Genomic DNA, 12,852 nt, shown 5'->3' with positions numbered 1-12,852 from the left:
TCAACAGATAAATCGATAGTCTTCATATCAACGGAGATATTATGACTATCGAGAGTTTAATTAATGTTTATGCATTAAATTCTTCGAATGCTTCTAAAGCCTCGGCCGCATACATCAGTGAAGGACCACCGCCCATATACACTGCCATTCCTAAAGTTTCCATAAGTTCTTCGCGACTTGTTTGCAATTTGACTAACGCTTGTGCATGAAAACCAATGCATCCTTGACAATGATTTGCTACAGCCAGTGCCATAGAAATTAATTCTTTCGTTTTTTTATCTAAAGCACCATCTTTTGTTGCCGCTTGTGCCAGCGCGGAAAATCCTGCCATCACTTCCGGCATTTCTTTACGCATTTTTGCTAATTGAGCATTGATTCCCTTGGTTACCTCGTTGAATTTACCTGACATGATGCCTCCTTTATGGATTGCGTTGAATAATTGCAAGATTTTATATCATGTCTAATGATTACGAACAATCGCTCCAATGTAGATTGATAGCATTAGACAATTTGGAATTATAGATAACAACAAATGATTAGTTGGTTCAAAACTCTCTTAATCTTACCCTAAGAAAAGAGGCGTATAATGTATTTATTTAGAGCAATATAAGGTTTTATATGCCAATCCGCCCCATGAAGGTAGAAGATCGCGAAGCGATTCTTGCAATTGATCCAATTATATTTCCTGACGAAGTGCCTTGGGGAAAGACAGAATTTAACACCTATTTTAGGTCCAATCTCTGCTTTGTGTCTTATGATGACAATACAAAAGAGATTACCGGCTATATTTTTGCTCACCCTACCGGAAAAAATATTCATATCAGCAATATTGGCGTGCATCCTACTCAAGCAGGTAAGGGCATTGGTTCGCAATTCATAGAGCAGGTTATTAAAGCTGCACAACAGCTTTACGGCAATAATGAATCAGTTACGCTTCAAGTTCGCACACACAACCTAAAAGCTATCGGTTTATATAAAAAATATGGTTTTGAATTATCAACAGGCTATGCAGATAAAGGATTCCAGGCGATGGCACGTCCTTTGAGTCTTAAGCTTGAAACGCAACATACCGAACAAGTGAAACCTACGCAAACTCTGGATGCCAAAGAAACCCAAGAAGCCAAAGAAACCCAAGAAGCCAAAGAAACGGTATTAAGCAGTGAGCGCATCGAAGCCATTAGCAAGGTCAAGGATACTGCTGCACTATCGGTTAATTCTCGCCGCGATGTAATAGCTGTAAGAAAAGAAATTAACCGTTTACGAGTCAACGCATTGTCTCTATTTGGCATTGGCAATGCAGCCAAAGCTGATTTAATTGAAAACGCTCTTATGAAAGCACTTGAATCTAGCGTCAACGATGTTAGGGGTGATGCAGTGGTTAGAGAAGCTTTAGGAAAACATCGAATTTTTAGCTTTTTTGGAACTAAAACAGCCAAAGCGCTCACTAACGTTGATGAAAGTTACTCCAACTCTATAACGAAAAAGTGAGGTTAAAGTAACTTTGACATGGGGCTTTTACTAATCTTTTAAGCAAAAATTTCCTTTAAAAAATTAGTCATTGCCAGCAGAGCACGCCGCTCTGCTTTGGCGTTATATACGGTCCCTAATTGCGTGTCATGTGCATGAGGATTTGCAAAGGCATGTTGAGTATGCCCGTACATATGTACTTGCCAATCCACATTGGCTTCTGTCATTTCTCGACAAAACTCATTCACTTGCTCAGGTCTGACCATTGGATCATCATAGCCATGAAGGGCTAATATTTTCGCACGAATCGTTTGATTAGGTATATCTTTAGGCTTATCCAACAAACCATGAAAACTAACAACTCCTTTTAAATCAGCACCACTACGCGCCAAATCTAATGCACAAAGTCCGCCGAAACAAAATCCTATCACCGCAATGCGATTAATATCGACTTCAGCCATACCAATCAATGCATCATACGCGGCACGAATACGAGCACGAAGCAATAATCGATCATTTGCCAAGGGTTCCATCAGGGCCATTTTTTCGTGGGTACTAGCACCCAGTCTGCCCTGTCCATACATATCCAGAGCAAAGCCTACATACCCCATCTCTGCTAACATGCGTGCCTTTTCACAGGCAAAATCATTACGACCAGACCAGTCATGAGCAACTAATACAGCAGGCCGTGGTTTATCAACGCTTTCGTCATAAGCTAGAAAACCATGTAACTCTTGTTCACCATGGTGATACAAATAATTTGAGGTATCCATAGATAAAATCCTTTTGGCTATCATTGCTTTTAGTCTAAATTGATATTTATAAAAGTCCAGTGACAATTTCTTAGAGCGCTCTCTATCTCAGCCAGTTTTACTAAAAAATTACTCAACTTTTATTTTTCTTGAACTAAGCTAAATTTATAATAAATAAAAAAATAAAGGTATTATTATGCTTGCGGATAGGTTGACTGAATTTAGAGACTTGGTTCACGCACAACTCTGTTATCAATTGTTTATTACTCCCCTACATCTGCCAATTGAAAAAGAGTATCGCGATTTTGCTCGTCGAGCGTGTGATTTTTTTTTAGAAAATCGTACAAATGCGATTCATTGCCACACGCCGCGACACCATGTTATTCACCGTTTCGCTCCCTTAAAGCAAACTCAATCTAAAAAAGTACTTATTACGCATGGCTGGATGTCACGAGCTGCTTATATGGTTCGACTCATTCACGCATTAAGAGAGCAAGGTTTTGACGTCTATGCCTTGGATTTCCCTGCCCATGGCGAGGCAAAAGGCGTGCAGTTAGCATGGACTGACGCGGTGTTACTCCTTAGGCAAATCCTGAATAAATTAGGACCTTTTTATGCGGTGATTGGGCACTCTTTTGGTGGTTCAATGCTGCTGAACACCTTAAATCTTGCCAGCCAATTTCCAGACTGGCAGATTGATTTTGCTCCAGAACGAGTCGTATTAATTGCTTCACCAACACGAATGCGCGTCCCTGTAAGTAAATTAGCACGTCAGCTTAAATTAAGTCGTCAGGGTTTCTTATTTTTACGCAATGTCTTCCGTGAACGAGCTTTCATTGACTTAAAAAATCTTGATTTTCATCATCTTACTGAGCGCTCTGACACACCAATTTTATGCATTCATGGGGAAAATGATATTTCCATTCTGCCTCAGGAATCAATTGTCTTTTGTGAGCAATATCCCCACGGTTACCTGGCGCTATTGCCTGGCGCAGATCACGTGAGTGTACTAATGGATGAACGGGTTGAAAAAACTGTTAGTCAATTTTTGTTTTGATTACTTATCTTATTAGTTAATTAAACGCTAGTCTGAAATTAACCATCTCGCATCAAATATTAGCTATCCTTTTACTGTTAATCTAATGTTTGACGGTAACGTTTAAATCCAATAAACATCACTATTACCATAAATATGGCAATAGGTATTATTTCACTCCATACCTCGAGAAAACCATTGCCCTTCAATAAAATACCCCTAACGATAATAAGAAAATGGGTCAGTGGAAGAATATTGCCAAGAACCTGCGCCCAATCAGGCATACCACGAAAAGGAAACATAAACCCTGATAATAAGATGGAGGGTAAAAAGAAAAACATGGCACCTTGTACAGCTTGTAACTGATTAGAGGCTAAGGCAGAAAAGGTTAAACCCACCGATAAATTTGCAGCGATAAAGGGCAAGCAAAGCAATAATAAGAGCAAAATATTGCCTTCCATGGGAACACCAAAGAGAAATTTTGCCATTAGCAAAATCATAGTTACTTGCGCATATCCTACGATAATATAAGGAATAATTTTACCAATCATTACCTCTAAAGGCTTCAAGGGTGTCGCGAGTAAATTCTCCATCGTACCACGCTCGAATTCACGTGTAAGAACAAGAGCCGTAATAACAACCATTGTCATGGTTAAAACAACGCCAAGTAAGCCCGGAACAATATTATAAGAGGTGATCGCTAAGGGATTATACTTAGCATGGATAATAGGCAGATAAGGCGTAGCGTTTGTAGATAATTTTTCCAGAGGCCCCACCAACTCCTCATTTAAAACGGTAGAAGCCATTTCGGTAAAAACATTCAGAGCTCTGCTTGTCGCTGCTGGATCTGTTGCATCGGCTTGTAGCAATAATATCGGTTTTAGCCCTCTGATGAGATCATGAGTAAAATTAATGGGAAAATTAACTACAAATTGCACCTTGCCTCGTTTTAATAAATCTTTTGCCTCAGCCTCGGTCGCAGCAGGAGATATAAAACGAAAATAGGTTGAATTCTCCATAGCCACTAAAATACGTCGGCTTATATTACTATGATCGGGATTAACTATAGCAGTAGGTAAGTTGCGTGGATTTGTATTAATTGCAAAACCAAACAGAAACAATTGAATCAAAGGGATACCAATAATCATGGCAAAAGTCGCTTTGTCGCGGCGCATTTGAATAAATTCTTTGACGATAACGGCTCTTAGTCGAGCGAATGAAAATCTTGTCAATCCATATCTCCATGACTTTTTTTCACTAGACTAATGAATGCATCTTCCAAGGTTGGCTCAATTGGTCGCCAACTAATAGAATATTTTTTTGCCAAGTGTTCTAATTCAGATTCTATTTCTGAGCGCTCATAACCGCAGATGTGTATTTTATTGCCAAATAGAGCTGCCTGTGTCACACCACGCATTGACTTCGTTTCCTGTAATAGCGCCGTTGTGACATTCCCTGCAATTTCCCAGGTGTACAAGCCTGTTTTAGCGATTACTGTTTTAACAGTGCCCGTTACTAATAAATCACCATAAGCCAAGTAGGCGAGCGAGGTACAACGCTCTGCTTCATCCATATAATGAGTAGAAACCAAAGTTGTAATTCCTTTTTCACTTAAAGCATGAATTTTGTCCCAAAATTCACGACGGGCAATCGGATCCACACCAGCAGTAGGCTCATCTAAAAGCAATAATTCAGGCTCATGCAACAAACAGGCGGCAAGAGCAACCCGTTGTTTCCATCCACCAGATAACTGTCCTGTTAATTGTCGGCGCCTATGACTTAAGCCTAAATCCTCTAAAGCTTTTTGTACTCTTTCTTTTTTATTATCTAAATTATAAACACGGGCAATGAAACTTAAATTTTCTTCAATGCTTAAATCGGTATAAAAACTAAACTTCTGGGTCATATACCCCACATGTTGCTTTATTTTTTCCGACTCAGTAAGAATGTCATAACCTAAGCATGTACCTTGTCCAGCATCCGGTGTTAGTAGCCCACACAACATGCGAATGGTGGTTGTTTTACCACTACCATTAGGGCCTAAAAAACCAAATACTTCCCCTTTCTTAACTGATAAAGCAATATTATTAACTACAACCTTTTCGCCGAACGATTTACGTAAATTGGATACATCGATGACAATATCACTCATGGTATAGTAACCATTACTGGTTGTCCTGGTTTAAATTCCCCAGGGTGTTCAATCCTGGCTTTTATTCTAAAAACTAACTTGTCTTTATTCTCACGACTATACACAAGTGGCGGTACAAACTCTGCCTCAGGAGAAATATAATTGATAATTGCTGTACTTGAATGCAAACAGCCTAAACAAAGAAATTGCACTTTTTGTCCGCGAGATAATTTACTTAAAGTTTCCACGGGGACAAAAAATTGGATTCTTACATTTTCAGGTGGTAACAACGACAATACGGCTTGATCATTACTTACGAACTCTCCCTCCCGATAATAAGTATCAAAAATATAACCGTCAGCAGGCGCATAAAGTCTTTTCTGATCAAGTTGCCATTGTGCTTCTTTTACTTTTGCCGTTAAAGAAATAACCTGAGCCTGCTGTGCTTTAATTTGCTCATCGCGACTTCCAAGCCTTGCCAGCTCTAGATTAGATTCATATTGAGCCTTAAGTTGTTGCTGTTCTTTAAAGAGTGCCACAGCTGCATCGACGGAATCTTTGTCAATGGCATTTTTCCTATAAAGTTCTTGCATGCGGCCAACGCGAATTGCAGCTAGTTTTAGACGCGCATCTGTTTGTTCGATTTGCGCTTTGATTGCTTCAATTTCTGGATTTCGGCGAGGCAATTCCAAATCATTTAATGTCTTTTGCGCTTGAAGTAAATCTGCTTCATTTTGCTTAATCACGATAGCCTGTGGATCTCTATCAAGTTGAAATAGGACTTGTCCTTTCTTAACTTGATCTCCACGATGTACAAATAACTGTTTTAAAACACCAGAATTCGGTGATGCTAAATAAACATTTTCCCCTTCCACATAGCCTTGAAAATACTGCTCCTTTTGCTTGCAGCTCACTATCATTACAACGATTAGTGTAAGAAATAGAATTCTGAGTTTCATACCAACGATCAGTGATGGTTTTAAGCTAAGTATAATGAAAGCACCGAGGTATTTCAGCTGTTCATCTAATGAAATCAAAAATTTAATAAGTAGATCATGCCGCAGCCAGATGTTCATTTGAACAATGGCTAAGGGTTATGCTAAAGTGCGCATCCTTTGACCTATTTCGAGGCGATAAAAGGCCTTATACAACCTCTCTCATTTGGATGTACTTATGTTTTATATAAATACCAAAACTGCTGTTCTTCGCAAAATCTCTAGTGGTAAAACTTACAATAACACGTTGACCAGCGCAGGCGTGACAACACTAGAACAAGATTTACACTCTCTTACTATAACTTATATAGACAAAGATGGGCAGATTGTTCGCTTACCCGATAAAACCACTACTAAAGATCAAGCGGCCCAAAAAGGCGGACTCTGTTGGTATTACGCATCAAAAATAAAACGCTTCGGCAAATTTTTTATGGGACAAGAGCGTCATTATGAGAAAATCATTTCCGATTATCGTAAAGTCTGCACTGCATTAACTGATACAAAGGCTATTGAAGATGCCTTTGTCGATCATTTTAATGAACTACTTGAGAAAAGTAATATCCAGGACGCTGTTTCTTTGTCAAAAGATAAAATTCTTGCCCAGCATATTTTAAGCAACAGTGTGTTTAAAGATCCTGCAATTCCTAATCTGCTCAAAAGCTTTTTATCGAGTTCTGAGTCTAGCGATCTTACCTATTTTACACTGGAGCGCCAGGCTAAATCTATTGTGGCAGCCACCACCGTTGCCAGTGCACAATTACAATTTGATATCAAGAAAGCGGTCTCTGAAGCGCTTGAAACAGATGGCAAAACAGCTAATCCGGAAGAACTTGACATTGATACTTTAGCGACTTATTACGATCGCGCACTTATTCGGCATATTTGGCAACTACAAGGCTATGATACGTCTTCCTGGCACCCTGCCAAAGGCGTGGAGGCATTAATTGAGGAGCTCCGCAATTTCATTTGTATCGCTGAAATCGATTATAATCTAATCAAAGTTGGTTTAGGTAACCCAAGCCACCAATTTGCTGATCAGGAAGACAAGGGCTATTTAATCTACAATGTTACCCAAGCAGAAGATGAAGACAGCGGAGAGGAAACACATATTATCCGTATTATTGGTGCTGATTTAGAACATGTATATTTCATTGATCCCAATGATGAAAGTCCTAGCAACAAACCACGAATAATTCACAAAATACCTTATCAACTTTTTTGCCAAATTCTTCAAGATGACTATGGTTTTAGTGTAGAGAACTCCATGTCAACGAAGATATTACCTCCCGTCTTGCACCATATAACAGCTGAAAGCGCTGGTCTAATTCATCCACCGTCACCAAAACAACGATCCAAAAGAGAGCATACGCCTCAAATGCCACGACGAACTAAGGTAGAAGAAGTAGAATTTAAGCAAGCAAGTCCGACAATCACTAAAAAAGAAGCTTTTTCGCCTCTTCTGCATAAAAAACCTAAGATACAGGATGAGTCTCATAAAAATAGTCCAAGGTGGTTTCGTAAAAAGCCCAATGAACAAGTGGCTACGACAGCTATCAACTCGACTCCGCAAAAACCATAGTCCAGTATCTGCATTCATTCAAAATGGACAAATGCTAACCCACCGTAATTTCAATCCTCTTGGTAGTTATCAAGAGGATATTTCAATGATACATTGCATAGTAAATAACTAGGGATTAGAAAAGATGAAATTTGATCTGCTTGTTTTAGGTGGGGGCAGTGGCGGCATTGCAAGCGCAGTACGTGCTGCGCGTCATGGAGCGAATGTGGCTGTTGTTGAAGAAAGCTACTTAGGAGGAACCTGCGTTAACCTTGGGTGTGTTCCCAAAAAAGTCATGTTCAACGCATCTATAGTGGCAGACATAATCAGGAAGTCACCTGATTACGGCTTTAATCCCACCGAAGTAATACTTGATTGGTCCCTCTTAGTCGCTAAACGTAATGCTTATATAGAAAAATTACGTGAAATTTATGCCAAGCGGTTTAGTGACAATATGATGACTTATCTCCATGGTAAGGGGGTCTTTGTTGATGCTAAAACAATTGACGTCAATGGTAAAAAATATCAGGCTGACCACATTATTATTGCAACCGGCGGTGAGCCGATACTTCCCCATGATCTGCTCGGTGTCGAGTATGCGATAGACTCCGATGGCTTTTTTTCTCTGGCAGCAAGACCCAATAAAGTCGCAGTCATTGGCAGCGGCTATATTGGTGTTGAACTGGCTGGTTTACTGCATGCTTTAGGAGCAGAAACCCATCTGCTTGTTCGTGGAGATAGACCCCTCACACGCTTTGATTCCATGCTGGGTGAAACACTGTTAGAGATCATGCGCCAACAAGGATTAAATGTTCATCTTAATCACCATGCCGATAGTATTATTTTGCAGGATGATAATCGTAAAGCAATTAAATGCCACAGCGGTTCTGTTATTTCTGATCTTGATACAGTAATAGCAGCAGTAGGACGAGCTCCGCGCACTTTTGATTTAAATTTAGATGCTGTTGGCATCGTCAAAGATACACGCGGGCTTATTCATGTTGATGCTTACCAAAACACTTCTGTCCCTGGTGTTTACGCCATTGGCGATGTAACCGATGCGCCTGCTTTAACACCAGTAGCTATCGCTGCTGGACGCAAACTGTCGGACAGACTTTTTGGTGGCCAGAAAGATGCTCATTTGAATTATGAAAATATTTGCTCTGTTGTTTTTAGTCATCCTCCTATTGGCTCCGTTGGTTTAAGTGAAGAAGAAGCGCTTGCGAAATTCGGTAAAGATCAGTTGAAAATTTATAAGACACGCTTTAATCCAATGTTCGACGCTTTAAGCGAGGAAAAAACCCCCACAGCCATGAAATTAGTAACTGTAGGTAGCGATGAAAAAATAGTTGGTTTGCATGTGATTGGCTATGGTGCTGATGAAATGCTGCAGGGTTTTGGGGTTGCTGTTAAAATGGGGGCTCTTAAACGCGATTTTGATAATACTGTTGCCATCCATCCAACTAGCGCAGAAGAATTAGTAACCATGGTGTAAATATGCATAACGTTCGAACATTTGAAAATAAACATCCCGTTCTTGGCAATAGCGTCTATATTGATCCTCAAGCAACCGTTATTGGTGATGTTTACCTTGGAGATGATGTATCTGTCTGGCCAATGGCCGTCATTCGCGGTGATGTAAATTCCATAACTATCGGGAATGCTTGCAGCATTCAAGATGGTGCAGTTCTACATGTTACTCATGATGGTCCTTATACCCCAGGAGGAAAACCACTTATTCTTGGTAATGGCATTACCATTGGCCATAAGGCTGTTTTGCATGCTTGCACTCTAGAAGATTATTGTTTAATTGGCATGAATGCCCTTATTTTGGATGCAGTACACATTGAACATCATGTTATGGTTGCCGCCGGCAGCCTGGTTCCTCCCGGCAAACGCTTACAAAGTGGTTATTTATATCTTGGCAATCCCGCTCGTGCGGTTAGGGCATTAACCCCAGATGAATTAGCTAACTTAGAATATTCTGCAGCCCATTACGTACGTTTAAAAAATAGGTATTTATCGCTGTAAATCATACCCTTTAGTGTCAAAGATTGAAATACAAAGCTGGCAAACGACGCCAGTAGATACCTTTTATTTTGCGTAGCTATGTGGGTAATAATCATCGTCAGCATCCTCTGTCTCGAAATTTAGTCTATAAATAAATAAAACCTTATTTAGCTGTAGCATCAAATTTCCCAAGAATACTAATTATTAAACATCTCACAGGGATTGATTGCTTCAACTATTACCTGGAGAGGCTAAGATGATTGCAAACCTCATGCTTCTTATTGCAACCATACTTTTAATGGTTTCATTTATTCCGTTTATAAGGAAAATACTGCGCAACAAAAATTCAAAAGGGGTTTCCTTAACGATGATGATATTAGGAATATTACAATCGCTATCCTTTATCTTGCATGACATTTATTTTGAAAGGTACATGATGATAATCCCCTTTGCTGTAATTACTATTTTCTTCATTACACTTAGCGTTTTTACCATAAAATACCGGTGATATGATGGAATTATTCGTTAACGTCGTCTGCTATTTCGGTCTTCTTTGTGGAGCACTGCGGGTTTTGCCACAAACCTATAAGACCTTGCGCACCAAAGAAATCAGCAATATTTCTTTATCCTTTTTTAGTTGTCATTTCTTTGCAGGCATTTGCGGGCTTATCTATGAACTCATCACCATAACTTCATTTAGCATCGCCCATTTTCTTTTTTTCTGTATGGTTATTCTAACCAATGCAATACAAATTACTTACACCTTATATTTGCAATATTCTGGTAAAAATAATTTGAGCGTAGATTTGGGAAAGTAACTAAAACCTTGTGGATCGCTCGCAGATAAATCGCTTTTTGCGGTGGATAACTCTATATATTCAAGTCTGGGATGCCACTAAAAGCACCACTAGTAGGACATTACTAACAGAGGATTAGGCCTAACTCTATCATTCCTTTAAGGTGATAATCTCAAACAACCCGGGTGCATACGGAGCAATTCAATTAATAGCTCATGGAGAATACCTTTAATAAAAGGATTACCATTTTTTAAGAAGTAATAATTGATGATTAAGCGTGATTGTCCTTTTACATAAAGGAGATTGTTGAAGGTTGAGAAGATTTTTGTAAAAAAAAAGCGGCCAGAAGGCCGCTTGGAATAAAGCCCTGACGATGACCTACTTTCGCATGAGGACGCCTCACACTATCATCGGCGCTGGTCTGTTTCACTTCTGAGTTCGAGATGGAGTCAGGTGGTTCCAGACCGCTATAGTCGCCAGGAAAACTGTTATCCTGCGGAGAAGCAAAGGGATTAAGCTTTGCCTGTCTCACAGGCTGGTAAAGTAAATTGCATTGGTTACACAAGCATGTCATTCAGTTGCCATACCTGAAGCGATTCAGGTTATATGGTCAAGACAATCAGCCAATTAGTACGAGTTAGCTTCACGCATTACTACGCTTCCACACCTCGCCTATCAACGTCGTAGTCTTCAACGGGCTTCATGGGAAAACTCATCTTGAGGGAGGCTTCCCGCTTAGATGCTTTCAGCGGTTATCCCGTCCGAACTTAGCTACCCGGCAATGCAACTGGCGTCACAACCGGTACACCAGAGGTTCGTCCACTCCGGTCCTCTCGTACTAGGAGCAGCTCCTCTCAATTTTCCTACGCCCACGGCAGATAGGGACCGAACTGTCTCACGACGTTCTAAACCCAGCTCGCGTACCACTTTAAATGGCGAACAGCCATACCCTTGGGACCTGCTTCAGCCCCAGGATGTGATGAGCCGACATCGAGGTGCCAAACACCGCCGTCGATATGAACTCTTGGGCGGTATCAGCCTGTTATCCCCGGAGTACCTTTTATCCGTTGAGCGATGGCCCTTCCATTCAGAACCACCGGATCACTAAGACCTACTTTCGTACCTGCTCGAGCCGTCACTCTCGCAGTCAAGCACCCTTTTGCCTTTACACTCTTGGTACGATGTCCGACCGTACCGAGGGTACCTTTGTGCTCCTCCGTTACTCTTTGGGAGGAGACCGCCCCAGTCAAACTACCCACCATACACTGTCCTCAACCAGGATTACTGGTCCAAGTTAGAACCTCAATAATAACAGGGTGGTATTTCAAGGTCGGCTCCATGCGAACTGGCGTCCGCACTTCTTAGCCTCCCACCTATCCTACACAGTTATCATCAAAGTCCAGTGCAAAGCTGTAGTAAAGGTTCACGGGGTCTTTCCGTCTAGCCGCGGGTACACTGCATCTTCACAGCGATTTCAATTTCACTGAGTCTCGGGTGGAGACAGCGTGGCCATCGTTACGCCATTCGTGCAGGTCGGAACTTACCCGACAAGGAATTTCGCTACCTTAGGACCGTTATAGTTACGGCCGCCGTTTACCGGGGCTTCGATCAAGAGCTTCTCCGAAGATGACCCCATCAATTAACCTTCCGGCACCGGGCAGGCGTCACACCCTATACGTCTTCTTTCGAATTTGCAGAGTGCTGTGTTTTTAATAAACAGTCGCAGCCACCTGGTCTCTGCGACCCTCACCAGCTTCGTTACGCGTGGTAACTAACCAGCAAAGGTGTACCTTCTCCCGAAGTTACGGTACCATTTTGCCTAGTTCCTTCACCCGAGTTCTCTCAAGCGCCTTAGTATTCTCTACTTGTCCACCTGTGTCGGTTTGCGGTACGGTTCTCTATAGGTTATGGCTAGCAGCTTTTCCTGGAAGCGGGGCATCAATGACTTCTCTGCACCACGTATGGTCAGAACCACTCAGCACCTCAGCGTTTCGAGAAACCGGATTTGCCAGGTCTCTCCGCCTACATGCCAGTACCGGGGCAACCAACGCCCGGCTCACCTAGCCTTCTTCGTCCCCACATCACCACCTATAAAAAGTCCAGGAA

General features: G+C 41.2%; 12 protein-coding genes and 2 rRNA genes (1 of these 14 running past the window's edge). 7 read left to right on the top strand and 7 right to left on the bottom strand.

The genetic code is table 11. The features are described 5' to 3' along the window. Window positions 1-67 precede the first annotated feature (67 nt). On the bottom strand, window positions 68-409 hold the full coding sequence (locus PXX05_RS00745; protein ID WP_275089146.1) for a carboxymuconolactone decarboxylase family protein: 342 nt from the start codon (window positions 407-409) through the stop codon (window positions 68-70). A gap of 209 nt (window positions 410-618) precedes the next feature. On the opposite strand from PXX05_RS00745, the gene PXX05_RS00740 reads away from it, so the two are divergent. After that, window positions 619-1,488: a GNAT family N-acetyltransferase gene (locus PXX05_RS00740; protein WP_275089145.1), complete on the top strand. Its 870-nt coding sequence runs from the start codon at window positions 619-621 to the stop codon at window positions 1,486-1,488. 38 nt (window positions 1,489-1,526) lie between these two features. On the opposite strand, the gene PXX05_RS00735 is transcribed toward PXX05_RS00740, so the two are convergent. Further along, window positions 1,527-2,240, bottom strand: a complete 714-nt coding sequence (locus PXX05_RS00735; RefSeq protein ID WP_275089144.1) for a dienelactone hydrolase family protein — start codon at window positions 2,238-2,240, stop codon at window positions 1,527-1,529. A gap of 175 nt (window positions 2,241-2,415) precedes the next feature. Between PXX05_RS00735 and PXX05_RS00730 the strand changes: the two genes are divergently transcribed. After that, entirely contained in the window at window positions 2,416-3,276 is an 861-nt protein-coding gene (locus PXX05_RS00730; RefSeq protein ID WP_275089143.1) for an alpha/beta hydrolase, read from the top strand. A gap of 77 nt (window positions 3,277-3,353) precedes the next feature. Here PXX05_RS00730 and PXX05_RS00725 read toward each other — a convergent pair whose 3' ends face one another. From PXX05_RS00725 to PXX05_RS00715, 3 genes are read right to left on the bottom strand one after another with little or no spacing between them, the layout of a single operon-like run. Continuing rightward, the gene (locus tag PXX05_RS00725; RefSeq protein ID WP_275089142.1) at window positions 3,354-4,487 is read right to left on the bottom strand and encodes an ABC transporter permease; all 1,134 of its coding nucleotides are present in this window, start codon (window positions 4,485-4,487) and stop codon (window positions 3,354-3,356) included. Next, a complete protein-coding gene (locus PXX05_RS00720; RefSeq protein ID WP_275089141.1) occupies window positions 4,484-5,407 on the bottom strand; it encodes an ABC transporter ATP-binding protein in 924 nt (307 codons plus the stop codon). The genes PXX05_RS00725 and PXX05_RS00720 overlap by 4 nt, the downstream gene beginning before the upstream one ends. Continuing rightward, on the bottom strand, window positions 5,404-6,345 hold the full coding sequence (locus PXX05_RS00715; protein WP_275089140.1) for an HlyD family secretion protein: 942 nt from the start codon (window positions 6,343-6,345) through the stop codon (window positions 5,404-5,406). The genes PXX05_RS00720 and PXX05_RS00715 overlap by 4 nt, the downstream gene beginning before the upstream one ends. Before the next feature lie 214 nt (window positions 6,346-6,559). Between PXX05_RS00715 and PXX05_RS00710 the strand changes: the two genes are divergently transcribed. The 5 genes from PXX05_RS00710 to PXX05_RS00695 all read left to right on the top strand — a co-directional run bounded on the left by PXX05_RS00710 (window position 6,560) and on the right by PXX05_RS00695 (window position 10,767). Continuing rightward, window positions 6,560-7,960 (top strand): hypothetical protein, encoded by a 1,401-nt coding sequence (locus PXX05_RS00710; RefSeq protein WP_275089139.1) that lies wholly within the window; start codon window positions 6,560-6,562, stop codon window positions 7,958-7,960. Between the two features lie 124 nt (window positions 7,961-8,084). Continuing rightward, complete coding sequence (gene gorA, locus PXX05_RS00705) at window positions 8,085-9,434, top strand: glutathione-disulfide reductase (RefSeq protein WP_275089138.1); 1,350 nt, start codon at window positions 8,085-8,087, stop codon at window positions 9,432-9,434. 2 nt (window positions 9,435-9,436) lie between these two features. Further along, window positions 9,437-9,970 (top strand): gamma carbonic anhydrase family protein, encoded by a 534-nt coding sequence (locus tag PXX05_RS00700; RefSeq protein ID WP_275089137.1) that lies wholly within the window; start codon window positions 9,437-9,439, stop codon window positions 9,968-9,970. A gap of 235 nt (window positions 9,971-10,205) precedes the next feature. Beyond that, a complete protein-coding gene (locus PXX05_RS15110; protein ID WP_420844599.1) occupies window positions 10,206-10,457 on the top strand; it encodes a PQ-loop domain-containing transporter in 252 nt (83 codons plus the stop codon). Between the two features lies 1 nt (window position 10,458). Continuing rightward, window positions 10,459-10,767: a PQ-loop domain-containing transporter gene (locus tag PXX05_RS00695; protein WP_275089136.1), complete on the top strand. Its 309-nt coding sequence runs from the start codon at window positions 10,459-10,461 to the stop codon at window positions 10,765-10,767. A gap of 344 nt (window positions 10,768-11,111) precedes the next feature. Here the strand turns inward: PXX05_RS00695 and rrf are convergent. Both rrf and PXX05_RS00685 read right to left on the bottom strand, forming a co-directional pair. Continuing rightward, a 5S ribosomal RNA gene (gene rrf, locus PXX05_RS00690) occupies window positions 11,112-11,227 on the bottom strand. A gap of 125 nt (window positions 11,228-11,352) precedes the next feature. Beyond that, a 23S ribosomal RNA gene (locus PXX05_RS00685) occupies window positions 11,353-12,852 on the bottom strand (it continues 1,395 nt past the right edge of the window).

Origin of the sequence: Legionella cardiaca (assembly GCF_029026145.1) — a bacterium.
GTDB classification, from domain to species: Bacteria; Pseudomonadota; Gammaproteobacteria; order Legionellales; family Legionellaceae; genus Tatlockia; species Tatlockia cardiaca.
Note: the sequence above shows the minus strand (reverse complement) of the source record. Positions and strands in the feature narration are given on the sequence as shown.

Excerpts from the sequence above, each read along its gene's own strand:
- PXX05_RS00745 (WP_275089146.1), bottom strand. The coding sequence starts at position 409 with ATGTCAGGTAAATTCAACGAGGTAACCAAGGGAATCAATGCTCAATTA.
- PXX05_RS00740 (WP_275089145.1), top strand. The coding sequence starts at position 619 with ATGCCAATCCGCCCCATGAAGGTAGAAGATCGCGAAGCGATTCTTGCA.
- PXX05_RS00735 (WP_275089144.1), bottom strand. The coding sequence starts at position 2,240 with ATGGATACCTCAAATTATTTGTATCACCATGGTGAACAAGAGTTACAT.
- PXX05_RS00730 (WP_275089143.1), top strand. The coding sequence starts at position 2,416 with ATGCTTGCGGATAGGTTGACTGAATTTAGAGACTTGGTTCACGCACAA.
- PXX05_RS00720 (WP_275089141.1), bottom strand. The coding sequence starts at position 5,407 with ATGAGTGATATTGTCATCGATGTATCCAATTTACGTAAATCGTTCGGC.
- PXX05_RS00715 (WP_275089140.1), bottom strand. The coding sequence starts at position 6,345 with ATGAAACTCAGAATTCTATTTCTTACACTAATCGTTGTAATGATAGTG.
- PXX05_RS00710 (WP_275089139.1), top strand. The coding sequence starts at position 6,560 with ATGTTTTATATAAATACCAAAACTGCTGTTCTTCGCAAAATCTCTAGT.
- gorA (WP_275089138.1), top strand. The coding sequence starts at position 8,085 with ATGAAATTTGATCTGCTTGTTTTAGGTGGGGGCAGTGGCGGCATTGCA.
- PXX05_RS00700 (WP_275089137.1), top strand. The coding sequence starts at position 9,437 with ATGCATAACGTTCGAACATTTGAAAATAAACATCCCGTTCTTGGCAAT.
- PXX05_RS15110 (WP_420844599.1), top strand. The coding sequence starts at position 10,206 with ATGATTGCAAACCTCATGCTTCTTATTGCAACCATACTTTTAATGGTT.
- PXX05_RS00695 (WP_275089136.1), top strand. The coding sequence starts at position 10,459 with ATGATGGAATTATTCGTTAACGTCGTCTGCTATTTCGGTCTTCTTTGT.